An 18693-nucleotide genomic window follows, 5' to 3' on the forward strand; every position below is an offset into this window, starting at 1 on the left:
GCGAGGGCCACCAGCAATCAGCGACTGATCTTCAACCCCTTGCGCCCCGCATGCCGCTCCAGCGCCAGTTCAAGCAAGCGGCTTACCAGCTCGCTGTAACTCATGCCCGCCGCCTGCCACAGCTTGGGGTACATGCTGATGCGGGTAAAACCGGGCAGTGAGTTGATCTCGTTGATCAGGACTTCGCCATTATCGGTCAGGAACACATCCACCCGCGCCAGCCCTGCGCAACCCAGCACTTCAAACGCTTCAATGGCCAGGCTGCGAATGCGCTCGCTGGCTTCATGGCTGATAGCCGCAGGCACCACCACCTGGGCGGCCTGGTCGTCGATGTATTTGCTGTCGTAGGAATAGAAGCCGTTGCTCACCACGATCTCGCCGCAGCCGCTGGCAATGGGCTGGTCATTGCCCAGCACGGCGCATTCGATTTCACGGCCCCGGACGGCGGACTCCACCAGCACTTTTTCATCAAAACCCAGCGCCAGCTCAATCGCGGCGAGGTACTCGGCTTCATTGCCGACTTTGCTCACGCCCACTGAGGAGCCCTGGTTGGCGGGTTTGACGAACATCGGTAGGCCGAGCGTGTTCGCAGCTGCCTCAAAAGAGGTGCGTGCCGCGTTTCGACGCGTAAGGGTAATGAACGGCGTAACCGCGATACCGGCGTCACGCAGCAGGCGTTTGCTGATGTCTTTGTCCATGCACACGGCCGAGCCAAGCACGTCGGAGCCGACGAAGGGCAAGTCAGCCATGCGCAGCAAGCCTTGCAGGCAACCGTCTTCGCCAAGGGTGCCATGGACGATGGGGAAGATTACATCGATGTGTTCCAGCAGCCCCTGGCCGGAGGTTTCCACCACTTGCTGGCTGGCCTTGCCCGGCACCACCGCCAATTCACGGTTGGATTGGTTGAGGGCGATCAGCGCCGGGTTTTCCTGGTTGATCAGGAAGTTCGACGTGTCGTTGAGGTGCCAGTGACCGGCCTTGTCGATCCCGATCAGGATGGGCTCGAAGCGCGAACGGTCGAGGGCATCGACGATGTTGCGCGCCGATTGCAGCGACACCTCATGCTCGGCCGAACGACCACCAAAAATAATCCCTACCCGCACCTTGCTCATGACCCGGCCTCACTGTTGAAAGTAAGGCTTCTTACCACGGCCGGTCAGCGATTCGCTACCAGATGTGCACCGAACAACAGGTAGCAACTGCCGGCAAAGCGGTCGAGCCACTTGCGCGAACGGCTGTAGAGGTTGGCCATTCGCTCGCTGGAAAACACCAGGGCGACGCTGGTGTACCAACTGAACGACAAGGTCGCCATGGTGATGACCGCCAGGGTCAGCAGCGCAGGCGATGGGGACGGCGGCATGGTCGAGGCGAAGGCCGTGGCGACGAATAGCGCGGCCTTGGGGTTGGACAAATTCCCCAGCAAGCCGAAGCGCCAGGCGGAAAACAATGAGCGTCGCGGCTCGTCGGGCAACTGCACCGATGCCGGCGCCGAGCGCTTGAACAGTTTCAGCCCAAGGTAGATCAGGTAGCAGCCGCCGATGATCTTGAACGCCAGGTACAGCATGGGCGCGGCAGTAAACAGCGACTTGATGCCCAGGCCACCCGCCAGACCCCAGATAATCGTGCCGGTCGCCACGCCCGCCGATGCCACCACGCCGTGACGTCGCGAACAGCTGGCGGCCAACTGCGCCGTATTGAAGAAGTTGGGGCCGGGCGTCACCACGGCCACCGTCCACAGCAGCGCGAGCGCCACCAAGGGCGCCACATAGGCAGGGTTGAAAAAATCCATGGAAGGCTCCACCAGTGCAGTAGACGAACCGCGATCATAGGCCCCAGCCGACGCCTGCACAATCGTACAAGACCCCAGGCAGACAAGCGCGGCAGACTCGGTTAACGTGTTTCCACCTCCTTTTGTGACAAGTCACCATGGGCAACCCCACCCACACCCTCGATTGGCTGCACCGCGCCCCGCACGCCAGTGGCCTGGACCGTATCGAGGCGTACTTTGCCGGCTTCGCGTTCGACCCCCATCGCCATGACACCTACGCCATCGGGCGCACCTTGTTCGGCGTGCAGAGTTTTCATTACCGCGGCGGCATGACCCACAGCCTGCCTGGTACCACCATGGTGATTCACCCGGATGAACTCCATGACGGCCGCGCAGGCAGCGATGAAGGCTTCAAGTACCGGATGATTTATGTGGAGCCGGCGCTGATCCAGCAGATCCTTGGCGGCAAGCCCTTGCCGTTTATTCCCGGCGGCTTGTCCACCGACCCACGGCTGCACCGCGCCAGCGAAGTGTTGCTGCAGAACCTGGAGTGCTCGATTGACCCGATGCAGGAACAGGACGCCATGTACGACCTGGCACAGGCGCTGAGCATGGCGTCCGGCGCCATCGTCAGCCGCAAATCCTTCGACTACATCGCCGCCGAGCGCGCCCGTGAATTTATCCATAGCGCCCTGGGCCGCAGCATTACCCTGGATGAAATGGCCGACCACGCCGGCCGCGACCGCTGGGCGTTATCGCGGGATTTTCGTTTATTGTTCGGCACCAGCCCCTACCGCTACCTGACCATGCGCCGGCTGGACCTGGTGCGTCAGCTGTTGGCCCAGGGCCAATCGTTGGTGGATGCGGCGATGACCGCCGGCTTCACCGACCAAAGCCACATGACCCGTCAATTTCGCAGCACCTACGGCATGCCGCCATCGCGCTGGGTAAAGATGCTCGGCCGCTGATCCAAATGTGGGAGGGGTGGTGTTGCTGGCATTTGGTCATGGTTTGTAAAGGGCCAGCAAGCTGTGTCTCTTTAAATTGCAGGACGTTTCCGAGACAATCCCCGCCGCCTTGTGCCTGTTGGAATCGATGGCTAGTCTTCGGTCCGTCACTGCCTTTTCAGTGATCGGGTTTAGTCGCCCGGACTCTAATCAGGCGCATGGTCCTCCATGAGGTTTTATGGTGGCTGTGCGCAGGGCACCCTCGGGTGCGCCGGATTTTCCTGATTAGCCGGTCGACTAACCTGCGTACAGCCGCCACCCTTCGTTTAGTCGCGACTGGGCCGGCTTCTGCCTTAATCAGGAGTTACACCATGACCAAAGCCCTTCCCGATCCACCCATGGACTGCCTCGTCGTTAACGAAAATCTCAGCTTCGAAGACGCCCAACTCTATATCTCCCACTTGATCCACAGCGCCTCAGCCACCGTGTGGGACTGTTGCGATCACCTGCAACCCCACGACCGTGCCCGAATCCATGCCGCGTGGCACTTGCTGGAAATGGCCAAGACCGTGGTAAACCGCACTATCGACTGCATGCCACGTACCTGAAAACACTACAAAACCAATGTGGGAGGGGGCTTGCCCCCGATGGCGGTGGGTCAGTCACAGATGTATGACTGACATACCCTCATCGGGAGCAAGCCCCCTCCCACATTTGGACGGATGGTGTTGCTGGCATTTGGTCATGGTTTGTAAAGGGCCAGCAAGCTGTGTCTCTTTAAATTGCAGGACGTTTTCGAGACAGGGCTGTGCGCAGGGCGCCCTCGGGTGCGCCGGACTTTGCCTATTTGCCGGTCGACTAACCTGCGTACAGCCGCCACCCAACGTTTAGTCGCGACGGGGTCGGCTCCTTTGAGTTAATAGGAGTTACACCATGACCAAAGCACTGCCCGATCCACCCATGGACTGCCTCGTCGTCAACGAAGAACTCAGCTTCGAAGACGCCCAACTCTATATTTCCCATCTGATCCATAGCGCATCGGCCACAGTGTGGGATTGTTGCGATCACCTGCAACCCCACGACCGCGCCAGAATCCATGCCGCGTGGCACTTGCTGGAAATGGCCAAGACCGTGGTAAACCGCACTATCGAGTGCATGCCGCGTACCTGAAAACACTACAAAACCAATGTGGGAGGGGGCTTGCTCCCGATGAGGGTGTGTCAGTAATACATCTATGACTGACCCACCGCCATCGGGAGCAAGCCCCCTCCCACATTGAGTTTTGTTGTATTCAAAACCGAGTTCAGCGTTGGAACATGCTCTTGAGCTAACCAGTTAACTCGACAGCTGATTGGCAAACTGCCCAACCGCACTCACCACTTTTTGCGCACCGTCCTGGATTTCCACAATCACCGTGCCAGCCTCGGCCGCCAGGGCCAGGCCTTGTTCGGCTTGCAGGCGACCGTCGGCCATCAGCGCCACCGCATCGCGGGCCATGTCCTGGTTCTGTCGCACCACGCCGACAATTTCTTCAGTGGCTTTGCTGGTGCGCGAAGCCAGTTGCCGCACCTCATCAGCCACCACCGCAAAGCCACGCCCTTGTTCACCGGCACGCGCCGCTTCGATGGCTGCGTTCAGCGCCAGCAAGTTGGTCTGTTCGGCGATGCCGCTGATGGTCTTGACGATAGTGCCGATCACTTGGGACTGGGCGTTCAGCGCCTCGATGCCTTCGCCGGCCTGTTGCATGTGCTGGGCCAGGTCACGCATCACTTCCACGGCCTGGGTCACCACCGTGGTGCCGCGCTGGGCGCTGTCGTCGGTTTGCAGGGAGGTGCTGTAGGCAATGCTGGCGGCGTCGGCCACCGCCTGCTCGCGGTTGACCTGATCGGTGATCACCGTGGCGAACTTGACCACTTTGTACAGTCGCTCGTTGGCGTCCCGCACCGGGTTGTAGGTGGCTTCCAACCACGCCAGGCGGCCATGGCTGTCCACGCGCTTGAAGCGTGCCGCGACGAACTCGCCGGCATTCAGGCGTTTCCAGAACTGCTGGTACTCGGGGCTGTTGTATTCCTGCGGCTCACAGAACATACGGTGATGTTTACCCTGGATCTGCGCCAGGCTGTAACCCATGCTGCTGAGGAAGCGGTCATTGGCGGTGAGCACGTGCCCGTCCAGGTCGAACTCGATCAATGCCGTGGAGCGCATCAGCGCGGTGATCAGGTTGTCATGTTCACGCGAATTCTCGATGGTGCGGGTGAGGTCGCTGGAGAACATTGAAAAATGCTTGAGACGCCCCTGCGAATTGCGCACCGGCTGCACAATCGAGCGCAGCCACGCCTCCTTGCCATTGCCCCGCATCAGGCGTACGGTGCCGGCAAAATGTTCGCCGCGAGCCAACGCGTGCTTGAAGCGCAATTGGAACTCGTCCTGGCGCACATGAGCCGGCACCAAGTCTTCAATCGCCCGCCCTACAATCTCACTCAGCGGATAAACCAGCTCCTGCAGGAAGTTGGCATTCGCCCACTCTACCCGCCCCTCGGCATTGAGCGTCAGGCACAGCATTTCGTTCTCCAGGCTCTCCTTGACCTGCAGCAAGCTCGACAAGTCTTCGCGAAGAGCGGCCAGCTCCTGTTTCAGGCGGGTATTGAACATAGGGCACCGATGGGCAAATGGGCGGGACGATTAATGCTGCATCGGCGCTGCCGGCATTTTCTGAATAGCGCTTTAGCCCACCGCCCCACTATATTTTTTGATCCTTCAACCGCCCGTGTTTCGGCACACACCCAACACCTGATACTCCAGGGTTTTGAGCTTGCCGCTGGAATCCTCATAGGTCATGCGCGACGGCACGGCGTTGCACGAGCGGACCGGCGGCGTCATGTTGACCACCTTGGCAATGTCCAACTCCATGCCATAACGATAGGCCTGCACCTCAGGCACTGGCTTGCCGTTTTTGATCGCGTAGGCGGCCATGGCTTTCTCGTTGCGCTCCATCATCAGGGCGAAGGTTCGATCCCCTCCGCCTTCGGCCAGTGCACCGAAGGATAAGACGGCGGTTAAAACACCTGAGGCCACTTTATAAAAGTTCATCACGGGTTCCTCGACTGAAAAGTTCAGTGTCGAGATTAACCAGTGAACCCTGACGGCATGTTCACCAGAACATTACTTATTTGTTAGAAGGCCGCCAGTTTGCAGAATCGTAACCTTCATCAGCGTGCCGCCGCACAGCAGCTGCAGCAAATGACTCCCCGATATGCCCAGTGCTCGCGCTGTAAGCTTACATTCGCTCGCGATTAACTAACATCTGTTCACAAATAGCCGTCTATCAAAATTGTAATATTGGCTCCAGCTTCTCGTTAAGTTGAAATTTCTATACTGGCTTCAACTTATCACCGAGCACATTCATCTCTGAAGCTTTTGTGTAGCTCCTTTGGAAAGAGATGAGTTTTTAACGCCCCGCTTGGGGCGTTTTTTTTGCCCGCAGGGTTATGCGACTGATGGTCGCAGTTGACCCTGAAGTTACTTCACCGTTCAGACTTTTCCTACCCCCTTGAAAACAGCCGCCAAACGGAAATGGGCGCTTTCTCTTTCCAGACATTAGAGGTAACCCCCATGCGTATCCTTGTGGTTGAGGACGAGCAAAAGACTGCTGACTACCTGCAGCAAGGCTTGAACGAAAGCGGCTACGTGGTCGACTGCGCCGCCAATGGCATCGATGGCCTGCACCTGGCCGGGCAGCACGCGTATGAGCTGGTGATTCTCGACGTCAACCTGCCCGGCAAGGACGGCTGGCAAGTTCTGCAAGAACTGCGGCGCAATAGCGCCCAGCGGGTAATGATGCTGACCGCCCGGGGCCGGCTGGCTGACAAGATCAAGGGCCTGGACATGGGCGCCGACGACTACCTGGTCAAGCCCTTCGAGTTTCCCGAGCTGCTGGCCCGTGTACGCACCTTGTTGCGACGCAGCGAACACATTCCGCAGCCGGAAGTGTTCCGCGTGTCGGACCTGGAACTGGACCCGCGCCGCCATCGTGCTTATCGCGGCACTCGGCGTATCGACCTGACCACCAAGGAGTTCACCCTGCTCCACGTACTGATGCGCCAGAGCGGTGAAGTGCTGACCCGCACGCAGATTATTTCCCTGGTGTGGGACATGAATTTCGATTGCGACACCAACGTGGTGGAAGTTTCCATCAGCCGCTTGCGGGCCAAGGTGGATGACCAGAGCGAGGTCAAGCTGATCCACACCATCCGTGGCGTGGGCTATATGCTGGAAGCGCGTCCATGAAGACCGGCAGCCTGTCGATGCGCCTGGGCCTGACCGTCAGCCTGATGGGCGCCGGCCTGGTGTTGCTGCTGGCCACCCTGGCCTACCTGGCCCTCACCCATGAGTTGGAAAAACTGGCGCGCAAGAACCTGGAAAGCAAGATGGAACAGATCCAGCACAGCCTGGCCCTGGGGCTCGACGCCCAGGCCATCCGCGCCCGCCCCCACTCGCTGTTGGACCTGGTCATCGGCCATGACAATTTCTACCTGACTATCGTCGGCACCGCCCCCAATAACAGCGTGTTACTCAACATCGGTGCCAAGCCCCAGGAGCCCTTGCTCACGGACTTCAAACCCCGGGAAACCCTCGGCTACCTGAACTGGACCGACAACTATGGCAGCCAGGTGCTCAGCGCCTCCAGCCTGATGCGCCTGGCCAGCGGCGAACGCGTGCGGGTGCTGCTGTCCCTGGACCGCATGGACGACCAGGCGTTGCTCAGCGCCTACCTGCGCGCCACACTGATTGCGCTGCCGCTGCTGTTGATCCTGATCGGCATGGGCGCCTGGTGGCTGGTGCAACGCGGCCTGGCACCGTTGAAGCAGTTCAGCCAAGTAGCGGCGAAAGTCACCACCCAAGACCTGACCCATCGTTTGTCCGTGGACAACTTGCCCTACGAACTGGGAGAACTGGCCCAAGGCATCAATGTGATGCTCGACCGCCTGGATGCGGGCGTACAGCAACTCTCGCAATTCTCCGATGACCTGGCCCACGAACTGCGGGCGCCCTTGACCAACCTGATGGGCAAGGCCCAACTGACCCTGTCCCGCCAGCGGCCGCCCGAGGAATACAAGGCGGTGCTGGAATCCAACACCGAAGAGCTTGAACGCCTGGCGCGTATCGTCAGCGATATGCTGTTCCTGGCCCAGGTCAGCCATCCTGCGGCGCGGGCGTCATTCACCGAAGTGTCCCTGGCCCAAGAAGCCCAGCGGGTGATGGAGCTGTTTGCCCTGAGTGCCGAAGACAAAGAGCTCACCCTGAGCCTGCGCGGCGATGCCTGGGTGACTGGTGATCGGCTGATGATCCAGCGGGCCATATCCAATTTGCTCTCCAATGCCATTCGCCATACACCTGAAGGTTCGAGCATCTTGTTGTTGGTGGAAGCCTATGAACAGAGCGTGTCGCTGTCGGTGGGCAACCCGGGTCGAGGCATCGACGCGCACCACCTGCAGCACCTGTTCGAACGTTTCTACCGCGCCGACAGCAGCCGTACCCGCGCCGAAGGCGGCAACGGGCTGGGGTTGGCGATCGTCAAGTCGATCATGCATCTTCATGGGGGGCGTGCCCATGTCACCAGCCAGCCGGGGCGCTTTACGCGGTTCAGCCTGGTGTTTCCCCTGAATCTGAAAACAGCACAGGTCCAGTGTGGGAGGGGGCTTGCTCCCGATGGCGGCGGATCAGCTAATGCATGTGCTGGCTGACACTCCGCTATCGGGAGCAAGCCCCCTCCCACATTGGTCTTTGTGGTGCGCCCAAGGTTTTAGGCAGCCTCTTCTTCGCGGCGATGGGCCCACTGGTAAAGCGCCGGCAACACCAGCAGCGTCAGCAAGGTCGAAGAAATAATCCCGCCAATCACCACCGTCGCCAACGGGCGTTGCACTTCGGCGCCGGTGCCGGTGGCGAGTGCCATGGGGACGAACCCGAGGGACGCCACCAATGCAGTCATCAATACCGGGCGCAGGCGGGTCAGCGCGCCTTCGTGGATCGCCAACGCCAACGAGCGCCCTTCTTCGCGCAGGTTGCGGATAAAGGCGATCATCACCAGGCCGTTCAGCACCGCCACACCCGACAACGCAATAAAGCCCACCCCCGCCGAAATCGACAGCGGAATATCCCGCAGCCACAGCGCCATGATCCCACCGGTCAGCGCGAACGGAATCCCGGTGAACACCAGCAAGCCATCCTTGAGGTTGTTGAACATCATGAACAGCAAGCCGAACACCAGCAGCAACGCCACCGGCACCACGATGCGCAGGCGCTCGGAGGCTTCTTTTAACTGCTCGAATTGCCCGCCCCAGGTGGTCCAGTAACCGACGGGCACTTTCACCTGGGCCATGAGGGCGGCTTCGGCTTCCTCGACAAACGAACCGATATCACGCCCGCGCACGTTGGCGCTGACGATCACCAGGCGCTTGCCGTTCTCGCGGCTGATCTGGTTGGGGCCGAGCACCAGGTCGAGGCTGGCGACTTGGGACAAGGCGATAAAACCCAGTTGCCCCGACGTATTACCGGCCAACGCCGGCACTGGAATCAACAGTCGTGACAAGCCTTCGATATCCGTGCGCAACGCGTCGGACAAACGCACCACCATGTCGAAGCGCCGATCCCCTTCGTACAACGTACCGGCCTGGCGCCCACCGACGGCGACGGCGATGGTGTCCTGCACATCACCCACATTCAGGCCAAAGCGCGCGGCCTTGTCGCGGTCGATATTGATGGTCAGCACCGGCAGGCCGGAGGTTTGTTCCACCTTTACTTCCGAGGCGCCGTTGAGTGCCTGCAAGGTCTCGGCGATTTCCCCGGCGGTGGTGTTGAGCACCGCCATGTCATCGCCGAACACCTTTACCGCCACATCGCTGCGCACACCGGAGATCAATTCATTGAAGCGCAGCTGGATCGGTTGCGACAACTCGTACACGCTGCCCGGCACAATCGCACTGGCCCTTTGGATGTCAGCAATGATCGCCTCGCGGGACTTGTTCGGATCGGGCCATTGGGCCTTGGGTTTGAGCATCACGTAGCTGTCGGAAATATTCGGCGGCATCGGGTCGGAAGCGATTTCCGCCGTACCGGTACGCGCAAACACCCGCTCGATTTCCGGCACCTCGCCCAGTAACGTTTTTTCCAGTTGCTGCTGCATCTGCACCGATTGCGTCAGGCTGGTGCCGGGTACGCGCAGTGCCTGCTGGGCAAAATCGCCTTCACTCAGGCTGGGGATAAATTCGCTGCCCATACGGCTGGCAACCAGGCCCGACACCACGATGGTCAGCAGCGCCAGGCCAAATACCAAGGGGCGACGCGTCATCACCCAATTAAGCACCGGGTCGTACACCCGACGTGCACTGCGCATGACCCAGTTTTCTTCCTCTTTGACCTTGCCGGTGACGAACAACGCAATCGCCGCCGGTACGAAGGTCACCGACAGAATCATCGCGCCGAGCAAGGCAATCACCACGGTGAAGGCCATGGGGTGGAACATCTTGCCGGCCACGCCGGTGAGGGCAAAGATCGGCAGGTACACCACCATGATAATCAGTTGCCCGAAGATCAGCGCCCGTCGCGCTTGCTTGGCGGCGGCAAACACTTCGTGCAGACGCTCACTGCGGGTCAGCAAACGGCCATGGCGCTGCTGCGCGTGAGCCAGACGGCGAATGGCGTTCTCGACGATCACCACCGCGCCGTCGACGATAATGCCGAAGTCCAATGCGCCGAGGCTCATCAGATTGGCGCTGACTTTGTTGGTAAACATGCCGGTAAAGGTGAACAGCATCGCCAGCGGAATCACCATGGCGGTGATCAGCGCCGCACGGATATTGCCGAGGAACAGGAACAACACCGCGACCACCAGCAACGCACCTTCGAAAAGGTTTTTCTTCACCGTGGCGATGGCTTTCTCTACCAGGTTGGTGCGGTCATACACGGTGACCGCCACCACCCCTTCGGGCAGCGAGCGGTTGATCTCCTCGAGTTTTTTCGCCACCGCCTGGGACACGCTGCGGCTGTTCTCGCCGATCAACATGAACACCGTGCCCAGCACCACCTCGCGGCCGTTTTCAGTGGCGGCGCCGGTGCGCAGTTCGCGGCCAATATCCACCTGAGCCACATGACGCACGCGGATCGGCGTACCGTCCGAGGTGGTGATGACGATGTTGGCGATGTCGTCGATGGACGCCACTTGCCCCGGTGCGCGAATCAGCAACTGCTCGCCACTGCGCTCGATATAACCGGCACCGACGTTGGCGTTGTTGCGCTCCAGCGCCGTGACCAGGTCATTGAGCGTCAGGTTATAGGCGGCCAGGCGCTTGGGGTCTGGCGCAATCTGGTACTCCTTGGCGAAACCGCCGATCGTATTGATCTCGGCCACGCCCGGTACGTTGCGCAGTTGCGGCTTGATGATCCAGTCCTGGATCACCCGTAGATCAGTCGGGGTATACGGCGTACCGTCGTCCTTGCGCGCACCGTCCTCGGCCTCCACGGTCCACAGGAAAATTTCCCCGAGCCCGGTGGAAATCGGCCCCATCGCGGTATCAATGCCATCGGGCAATTGCCCACGTGCCACTTGCAGGCGCTCGTTGACCAGTTGGCGGGCAAAGAACAGGTCGGTGCCGTCCTTGAAAATCACCGTTACCTGGGACAATCCGGAACGCGACAGCGAACGCGTCTGCTGCAGACCGGGCAGGCCGGCCATGGCGGTTTCGATAGGGAAGGTGATGCGCTGTTCGGTTTCCAGCGGTGAAAACCCCGCCGCTGCCGAGTTGATCTGCACTTGCACGTTGGTGATATCAGGCACCGCGTCGATGGGCAGTTTCTGATAGCTGGCGATGCCGACACCGGCCATCAGCAGCACCGCCAGCAGCACGATGATGCGCTGCTCGATGGCAAATTGAATAAGGCGCTCAAACATGGGGAATCACTCGCAGATCAATGGGCGTGTTCGGCCGAGCCTTTGCCCAGTTCGGACTTGAGGATGAAGCTCCCAACCGTCGCCACCTGCGCGCCGGCCTCCAGGCCCTGGCGCACTTCGACGTAGCCGTTTTGACTGACGCCCAATTCAAGATGGCGGGTGATAAAACCCTCTGCGGTGCGTACGAATACCGAGGGTTTGTCCTCGACTGTCTGGATCGCGGCTTGCGGCACCGTGACCTTGGCCTGGTAGGTATCGGTGGCGAGCTCCACGGCCACAAACAAGCCTGGGCGCCAGGCGTCGTCGGGGTTGGGCACGGTCACGCGGACGGTCGCGGTACGTGTCTGCTCACCGAGCAAATTGCCGACATAGGCCACGGTGCCGAGCACTTCGGTGCCCATTTCCGTGGAGCTGACTTTCACCGGCTTGCCCACGCGCACTTTGTTCAAGTTTTTGGGAAATGCCCCGAAGGTGACCCACACCTGGGACAAATCCGAGAGCGTGAACGCGTTGCTGGTCTCACTGACCACCTCGCCCACGCCCAGGTGTTTTTCCACCACCACCCCGGCAAACGGCGCACGCAGCTCATAGCGATTGCCACCGGCCAAGACCGCGCTGCCGCTGAGGGCGGTCATCTTCTGCCGAGCGTTGTTCAGGGCAATTTGAGCTTCTTGCAGGGTTTGCCGCGCCAACAGGTAATCCTGCTCGGCGGAGATTTTGTCCTGCCACAATTGGCGCTCACGCTGGAAAGTGGTGCGCGCCAGTTCGACTCGGCGCTGGCTGGCCGCCAACTCGCTGCGTTGATCGGAAATCTGCTGGCTGGCGATCACCGCCAGCAGCTCGCCCTTTTTCACTGACTGGCCAAGATTGACCTTCACCGCCTCCACCACACCCGCCGCACGGGGCACGATATGGGAGGTGCGGTCTTCGTCGAAGCGCACCTCGCCCGGTAGCGTCAGCACGGTACTGATAGAGCGCGGTTGAGCCTGGGCCAGTTGAATGCCGGCGGCCTGGATCTGCTGCTCGGTGAGTTCGAGCACTCCTTCTTCCTCGGCCTGTGCGAAGCCCGATAGCAGCAGGCCCAGGGCGACGGCGAGCGCCATGCCATGTTTTTTGTTCATCAGGAGACTCCAGGAAAAAATCAAAACCGGGCGAGGTCGCCGTAAATGCGTTCGATGCGTACCCAGGCGTCGGTGGCCTGGGCAGTCGCGGTGAGGTATTGGGTGCGGGCCGCGATCAAGGTGCGCTGGGCGTCGAGCACGTCGAGGAAGTTGAACTTGCCCATCTCGAAACCACGGGTGGCGCTGTCGACCGCGCTTTGTGCGGCGGGCAGGACCTGCTGGTTGAATGCGCGCACCTCGGTATTCGCCGTTTGCCAAAGGTCCAGGGCCTGGCGGGTCTCGGTGCGCAGGCGCAGCTCGGTGGCGTTGCGCAGGTCGCGGGCCTGGTCGGTGCGGCGGCTGGCAGCGAGGATGTTGCCCTGGTTGCGGTTGAACAACGGGATCGGCATCGACACGCCCACCAGGTTGACCCGCTCGCGCACGCTGGCGTCGTATTGGCTGCCGATGGACACATCCAGGTCCGGAATGCGCTGGGATTTTTCCAGGCCCACACTGGCTTCGTTCTGCACAATATTCAGTTCGGCCAGGCGCAGCTCGGCGGTCTGCTCAAGGCGCGCCAGCAATTGTGCGGCGGCAGGTAACGCCGGTGCGAAGGTGTTTTGTGTGGCGAGCGCCTCGAAGTCGGTGGCGGCACTGCCGGTGCGGGCGGCCAGCTGCCGGTAGGCGTCACTCAGGCCAATCTGGGCGCGATTCAACTCCAGGCGGATTTCCGACACCTGCACTTGGGCGCGGATGGCTTCCACCGGTGATGACTTGCCAGCGCTGACACGCCCGTTGGCGACCACCAGGCCACGTTCGGCCAGGGCCATCGAGCGTTGCGCCAGGTCGAGGCGTTCCTGGGCGCGCAGGGCGCCGTAATAACTGTCGATCACCTCGGCGCGCAGCACGTTGCGGCGCTGCTCCAAGGTCAATGCGGCGGCGTCCTGGGCGCGGGTGGCCAGCTCGATGCGCGCACCGCGCTTGCCGCCCAGTTCCAGGGTCTGGCTGAGCTTGATGCTGGTGGTGCGGCTGTTGCGGCGGGTGTCTTCGGCGTCCCAGGAGGCGACCGGGTTGGGAATCAAGCCGGCCTGCTGGCGGCCGCCTTGGGCGATATCGATTTCCCATTGTGCAGCCGCCAGGTCCGGGTTGTTGGCGAAGGCGGTTTGCAAGGCTGCATCAAGGGTGAGGGGCTGTGCCTGGACGGCATTTGCGGCTAGCCACAACGCCGCCGCCCCTAACAGTGTTCTAACGGAAATTGCCATAACGAGAGTTCCACGCCCATGAAGTCGCTGAGGTTCCCAGCGAGGGGCAATGTAGCTTTCGGTACTTATCAGGGCCGTGGGTGGAAGATTACAAATCCGTTAGCCAGGCTCAGGCATGCACTTCGTCGTGTTCGTCATGCTGGAAACCCTCGCCTTCGACCTGGATGGTGGCGTGGGCAATATCGAACTGCTCGTGCAGCAATTGCAGATCCACTGGCATGGTTTGCAAAATTGTCATCTATCCGCCAGCGCGTCGTTAGCTTTGGGCGCACCAAAATCGCCCATGGGCGCCCTGGGCCGGCTCTATCAGGTATGCTTTTCGCGCTGAAACAAAAAGAAACATATTAGCCAACCTGCTCGATAAGGAGTCCTGTCTTGGGTTTATCGACTGCCGCGTGGATGGTTCACGACACCCGTCTCATGCTTTGCGTCCTGCTGGCCATCGCTAGCATCATCGTGCTGATCAGCGCGAGCAAATTGCCGCCCTTCCTGTCGATTCTGATTGGCACCTTTATCGCCGGCGTGGGCGCCGGCCTGCCACCGGAAGAAGTGGCGAAGGCATTCAGTAAAGGTGCTGGAGCAATTCTCGGTGAAGCCGGGATCATCATTGCCCTGGGCGCGATGCTCGGCGCGCTGATGGCCGAATCTGGCGCGGCCGACCGAATCGCCACCACTTTGCTCGGGCTGGGCAAGGGCAAGTCATTGCCGTGGGTGATGGCACTGGTCGCCATGGTGATTGGTCTGCCGCTGTTTTTTGAAGTGGGCCTGGTGATGATGGTGCCGATCATCTTTGTGATGGCCAAGCGGTCGAACCAGCCGCTGCTGAAAATCGCCATCCCGGCGCTGGCGGGCATGACCACCCTGCACGCACTGATGCCGCCACATCCGGGGCCGCTGATTGCCGTGGGCGCGTTGCACGCCGACCTGGGCCTGACCATGTTGCTGGGCTTTTGCCTGGCGGTGCCGGCAGTGATCCTGGCTGGGCCGCTCTACGGCAACTGGCTGTCCAAGCGCCTGCATGTGGATGAACCCGCCGAGATTGGCGCGCTGTTCAGCGCACCGCCCAAGGCCCCACGCCAGCCCAGCTTTGGCGCGTCGCTACTGATCATTCTTTTGCCGGTGATCCTGATGCTCGGCAGCACCTTGGCTAAAGTCGCGCTGGCGCCAGAAAGCACCCTTGGCCTGACCTTGAAGTTCCTCGGTGAACCGCTGATCGCCCTCGGCTTGGCGGTCATCGCCGCCGTGATATGCCTGGGCTGGGCCGCAGGCATGCCACGCGCCGACGTCGGCAATACCCTGCGCAAAGCCCTCGCCCCCATCGCCGTGTTGCTGCTGACCATCGGCGCCGGTGGCGGCCTCAAGCAAACCCTGCTGGACGCAGGTGTCAGCCAGACCATCAGCAAGGTCGCCGAAGGCGCACACATGCCCTACCTGTTGCTTGCCTGGTTGATCGCCGTGGCCCTGCGCCAAGCCACCGGCTCGGCCACTGTCGCCACCACCACGACAGCGGGCATCCTCGCGCCAATGATGGCCGGGTTGGCGGCAACGCAAAGCTCACTGGTCGCCCTGGCGATTGGCGCCGGCTCGGTGTTCTTCTGCCACGTCAACGATGCCGGGTTCTGGATGGTGCGTGAGTACTTTGGCTTGCAGTTGAAACAGACGATCTGGGTGTGGTCGGTGTTGCAGACGATTGTTTCGGTGGTTGGGTTAGTGGGTACGTTGCTGCTCTGGCACTTCCTGACTTGATCGTCACGCAGCCAAAGTGTGGCGCTTGCCAAACAACGCCACACTCGCCACCCCCACCGCCCCCATCACCACGCAGTACCCCACGCAGATCCAGGGGCTGGTCGGCATCAGTGCGATCAACAGCAACGGTGTGGTACTCGCCCACAGCGCATAGGCGATGTTGTAAGTAAAGGAAATTCCCGACACCCGCACCTGCGCCGGGAACAGCCCGACCATCACCGACGGCACCGCGCCCACGACGCCACAGCTCAAGCCTGCCACGGCGTACGCCGCGCCCAGCCATACGCCACCGCTGATCAGGCTGGCATACAGGATAAAGATCCCCACCGGCAGCAACAGGCTGTAGACCAGCACCGCACGCCAGGCGCCGATGCGGTCGACCAGCAGGCCGGCAAGGACGCAGCCGATGTTCAGGAAGACGATGCCCAGCGCGCTCAAGGCGAAGGTATGGCTGGGGCTCATGCCGAAGGTTTTCTGCATCATGGTCGGGGTGATAACGACGAGCACCACCACGGCCGAGGTGAGCACGCAGGTGAGGATCATCGCCGGCAGCAATACGGCACGGTGATCGCGCAGCACGCTACGCAGTGGCATTTCGGCGGCCGCTTGGCGGCGTGCCTGCATTTCCAGGAATACCGGGGTTTCGCTGAGCCAGCGGCGCAGCCATACGCCGATCACGCCGAATACGCCGCCGAGCAGGAAAGGCAAACGCCAAGCGTAGTCGAGGATTTCGGCGGGGGTGAAGACTTGTGCCAGCAAGGTGGCGGTCAATGCGCCCAGCAGGTAGCCGAAGGTCAGGCCGGCTTGCAAAAAGCCCAAGGCGTAGCCGCGATGGTGACGCGGGGCGTGCTCGGCAACGAAAGTCCAGGCGCTGGGCACTTCACCACCCACCGCTGCGCCTTGCAGCACGCGCAACGCCAGCAGGATCAGCGGGGCGAAATAGCCGATTTGCGCGTAGGTCGGCATGATGCCAATCAGCAGGCAGGGCAAGGCCATCATCAGGATGCTCAGGCTGAATACGCGCTTGCGCCCCAAGTGGTCGGCAAAGTGCGCCATCAGGATGCCGCCCAGCGGGCGGGCGAGGTAGCCGGTGACGAAGATGCCGAAGCTCTGCAACAGCCGCAGCCACTCGGGCATTTCCGGGGGGAAGAACAGTTGACTGAGGGTCAGCGCGAAGAACACGAAGATAATGAAGTCATAGATTTCCAGGGCTCCACCGAGGGCAGCCAGGCCCAGGGTTTTATAGTCGGAGCGGGAAAAACGCTGCGCCCGTGGTGAAAAGGTGGCAGTCATGTGCAGGCTCGGCAGGCAAACAAAATGGCGTGCAGGTTATGAGCTGAGCCCATTGATGGCAATCACGATGGATATATTTGTTTTACTCATCGATCGTTGAAGATAACTACATTCCCAAATCAATGGGTGTAGAGGAACATGCCGTAAAACTGCCAAACCCCATAATAACTACAAGAGGAAAGACTCGTGGCCGATGCTATCGAAGACAGCCGCTATGCCCGATTTGCCCTGCGCTGCTCCAACTTTGCAGAGCGTTGGTTTCCTGACTCCTGGGTGTTTGCCGCCCTCGCCGTGATCATCGTCGCCGTGGCGACCCTGGGCATGGGCGCCGCACCGGCCGAAGCGGCCAAGGCCTTCGGCGACGGGTTCTGGAGCCTGATCCCGTTCACCATGCAGATGGCCTTTGTGGTGATCGGCGGTTATGTGGTCGCCAGTTCACCCCCGGCGGTGAAGTTGATCGATCGCCTGGCGCGCATCCCCAGGAATGGCCGCTCGGCGGTGGCCTGGGTGGCGTTGATTTCCATGGTGGCCTCCCTGCTCAACTGGGGGCTATCCCTGGTGTTCGGCGGTTTGCTGGTGCGGGCGTTGGCCCGGCGTACGGATTTGCGCATGGACTACCGCGCCGCCGGCGCTGCGGCGTACCTGGGCCTGGGTGCGGTGTGGGCACTGGGGCTGTCGTCGTCGGCCGCGCAGTTGCAGGCCAACCCGGCGAGCTTGCCGCCGTCGATCCTGTCGATCACCGGGATGATCCCATTCACTGAAACCATCTTCCTGTGGCAGTCCGGCGTGCTGTTGCTGGCGCTGATCGTAGTGTCGCTGATCATCGCCTACGCCACCGCTCCTGGCCCCAACAGCGCCCGCGATGCCAAGGCCTGCGGTGTCGACCCGGCCTTTAACCTACCCAAGCCACAGGCACCGACGCGCCCAGGCGAATGGTTGGAACACAGCCCGCTGTTGACGATTCTGCTGGCTTTGCTGGCGGCCGGCTGGCTATTCCATGAGTTTTCCACCAAGCCGGCGATCAGCGCCATTTCGGGGCTCAACACTTATAACTTCCTGTTCATCATGGTCGGCGCCCTGCTGCACTGGCGCCCGCGCAGCTTCCTGGATGCCGTGGCCCGTGCGGTGCCGACCACCACCGGCGTGTTGATCCAGTTCCCGCTGTACGGCTCGATTGCCGCGTTGATGACCGTGGTCAAGGGCGGCGACGGCCAGACCTTGGCACACCATATCTCGACGTTCTTCACCTCCATCGCCTCCCATGACACCTACGCGCTGCTGATGGGCGTGTATTCGGCGGTGCTGGGCTTCTTTATTCCATCGGGCGGCGGTAAGTGGATCATCGAAGCGCCCTACGTGATGCAAGTGGCCAATGACCTGCAATACCACCTGGGCTGGGCGGTGCAGATCTACAACGCGGCCGAGGCGCTGCCGAACTTGATCAACCCGTTCTATATGCTGCCGCTCTTGGGGGTGTTGGGGTTGAAGGCACGGGATTTGATCGGGTTTTCGTTTGTGCAGTTGCTGGTGCACACACCGTTGGTGCTGTTTTTACTGTGGGCGCTAGGGACGACGTTGAAATATTTGCCGCCGGTTATGCCATAAATCACGGGGGACCGCGCCCGCTGTT

15 protein-coding genes and 2 pseudogenes are annotated in these 18693 nt (G+C 61.1%); 7 read left to right on the plus strand and 10 right to left on the minus strand.

From position 1 onward, the window contains the following. Nucleotides 1-17: 17 nt before the first annotated feature. Together ddlA and NMB39_RS25225 are read right to left on the minus strand one after the other, a co-directional pair. Nucleotides 18-1112, minus strand: a complete 1095-nt coding sequence (gene ddlA, locus NMB39_RS25220) for a D-alanine--D-alanine ligase (RefSeq protein WP_494339925.1) — start codon at nt 1110-1112, stop codon at nt 18-20. 44 nt (nt 1113-1156) lie between these two features. Continuing rightward, the gene (locus tag NMB39_RS25225; RefSeq protein WP_057024837.1) at nt 1157-1789 is read right to left on the minus strand and encodes a LysE family translocator; all 633 of its coding nucleotides are present in this window, start codon (nt 1787-1789) and stop codon (nt 1157-1159) included. A gap of 137 nt (nt 1790-1926) precedes the next feature. On the opposite strand from NMB39_RS25225, the gene NMB39_RS25230 reads away from it, so the two are divergent. From NMB39_RS25230 to NMB39_RS25240, 3 genes are all read left to right on the plus strand, one after another. Then, a complete protein-coding gene (locus NMB39_RS25230) occupies nt 1927-2736 on the plus strand; it encodes an AraC family transcriptional regulator (protein ID WP_057024836.1) in 810 nt (269 codons plus the stop codon). Between the two features lie 350 nt (nt 2737-3086). After that, nucleotides 3087-3323: a hypothetical protein gene (locus tag NMB39_RS25235; RefSeq protein ID WP_057024835.1), complete on the plus strand. Its 237-nt coding sequence runs from the start codon at nt 3087-3089 to the stop codon at nt 3321-3323. A 325-nt stretch (nt 3324-3648) separates the two neighbouring features. Next, nucleotides 3649-3885 (plus strand): hypothetical protein, encoded by a 237-nt coding sequence (locus tag NMB39_RS25240; protein WP_065888068.1) that lies wholly within the window; start codon nt 3649-3651, stop codon nt 3883-3885. Between the two features lie 165 nt (nt 3886-4050). Here the strand turns inward: NMB39_RS25240 and NMB39_RS25245 are convergent, their stop codons facing one another. From NMB39_RS25245 to NMB39_RS25255, 3 genes and pseudogenes are all read right to left on the minus strand, one after another. Next, nucleotides 4051-4482, minus strand: coding sequence for a methyl-accepting chemotaxis protein (locus NMB39_RS25245; protein ID WP_370881249.1), 432 nt, complete (start codon nt 4480-4482; stop codon nt 4051-4053). Nucleotides 4483-4638: 156 nt separating this feature from the next. After that, nucleotides 4639-5367 (minus strand): annotated as a pseudogene (locus NMB39_RS25250) (PAS domain-containing protein); the annotation flags it as partial. 105 nt (nt 5368-5472) lie between these two features. Then, nucleotides 5473-5805: a DUF2790 domain-containing protein gene (locus NMB39_RS25255; protein ID WP_057024832.1), complete on the minus strand. Its 333-nt coding sequence runs from the start codon at nt 5803-5805 to the stop codon at nt 5473-5475. Between the two features lie 522 nt (nt 5806-6327). Between NMB39_RS25255 and NMB39_RS25260 the strand changes: the two genes are divergently transcribed. Together NMB39_RS25260 and NMB39_RS25265 are read left to right on the plus strand one after the other, a co-directional pair. Next, nucleotides 6328-7002, plus strand: a complete 675-nt coding sequence (locus NMB39_RS25260; RefSeq protein ID WP_494339924.1) for a heavy metal response regulator transcription factor — start codon at nt 6328-6330, stop codon at nt 7000-7002. Further along, nucleotides 6999-8459, plus strand: a complete 1461-nt coding sequence (locus NMB39_RS25265; RefSeq protein WP_494339923.1) for a heavy metal sensor histidine kinase — start codon at nt 6999-7001, stop codon at nt 8457-8459. Before NMB39_RS25260 ends, NMB39_RS25265 begins: the two co-directional genes overlap by 4 nt. Before the next feature lie 59 nt (nt 8460-8518). On the opposite strand, the gene NMB39_RS25270 is transcribed toward NMB39_RS25265, so the two are convergent. From NMB39_RS25270 to NMB39_RS25285, 4 genes and pseudogenes are all read right to left on the minus strand, one after another. After that, complete coding sequence (locus NMB39_RS25270; RefSeq protein WP_494339922.1) at nt 8519-11662, minus strand: CusA/CzcA family heavy metal efflux RND transporter; 3144 nt, start codon at nt 11660-11662, stop codon at nt 8519-8521. Nucleotides 11663-11679: 17 nt separating this feature from the next. After that, nucleotides 11680-12783 carry an efflux RND transporter periplasmic adaptor subunit gene (locus NMB39_RS25275; RefSeq protein WP_494339921.1) on the minus strand — a complete coding sequence of 368 codons (1104 nt, stop codon included), beginning with the start codon at nt 12781-12783 and terminating at the stop codon, nt 11680-11682. A gap of 20 nt (nt 12784-12803) precedes the next feature. Next, complete coding sequence (locus tag NMB39_RS25280; RefSeq protein WP_494339920.1) at nt 12804-14024, minus strand: TolC family protein; 1221 nt, start codon at nt 14022-14024, stop codon at nt 12804-12806. 109 nt (nt 14025-14133) lie between these two features. Continuing rightward, nucleotides 14134-14229 (minus strand): annotated as a pseudogene (locus NMB39_RS25285) (cation transporter); the annotation flags it as partial. 170 nt (nt 14230-14399) lie between these two features. On the opposite strand from NMB39_RS25285, the gene NMB39_RS25290 reads away from it, so the two are divergent. Then, nucleotides 14400-15770 carry a GntT/GntP/DsdX family permease gene (locus NMB39_RS25290; protein ID WP_494339919.1) on the plus strand — a complete coding sequence of 457 codons (1371 nt, stop codon included), beginning with the start codon at nt 14400-14402 and terminating at the stop codon, nt 15768-15770. 3 nt (nt 15771-15773) lie between these two features. Here NMB39_RS25290 and NMB39_RS25295 read toward each other — a convergent pair whose 3' ends face one another. Further along, the gene (locus NMB39_RS25295; protein WP_057024825.1) at nt 15774-17063 is read right to left on the minus strand and encodes an MFS transporter; all 1290 of its coding nucleotides are present in this window, start codon (nt 17061-17063) and stop codon (nt 15774-15776) included. A gap of 186 nt (nt 17064-17249) precedes the next feature. On the opposite strand from NMB39_RS25295, the gene NMB39_RS25300 reads away from it, so the two are divergent. Continuing rightward, nucleotides 17250-18668, plus strand: coding sequence for a short-chain fatty acid transporter (locus NMB39_RS25300; protein ID WP_057024824.1), 1419 nt, complete (start codon nt 17250-17252; stop codon nt 18666-18668). The last annotated feature ends 25 nt before the right edge of the window (nt 18669-18693 follow it).

Source organism: Pseudomonas sp. FBCC-B545, from assembly GCF_059134095.1.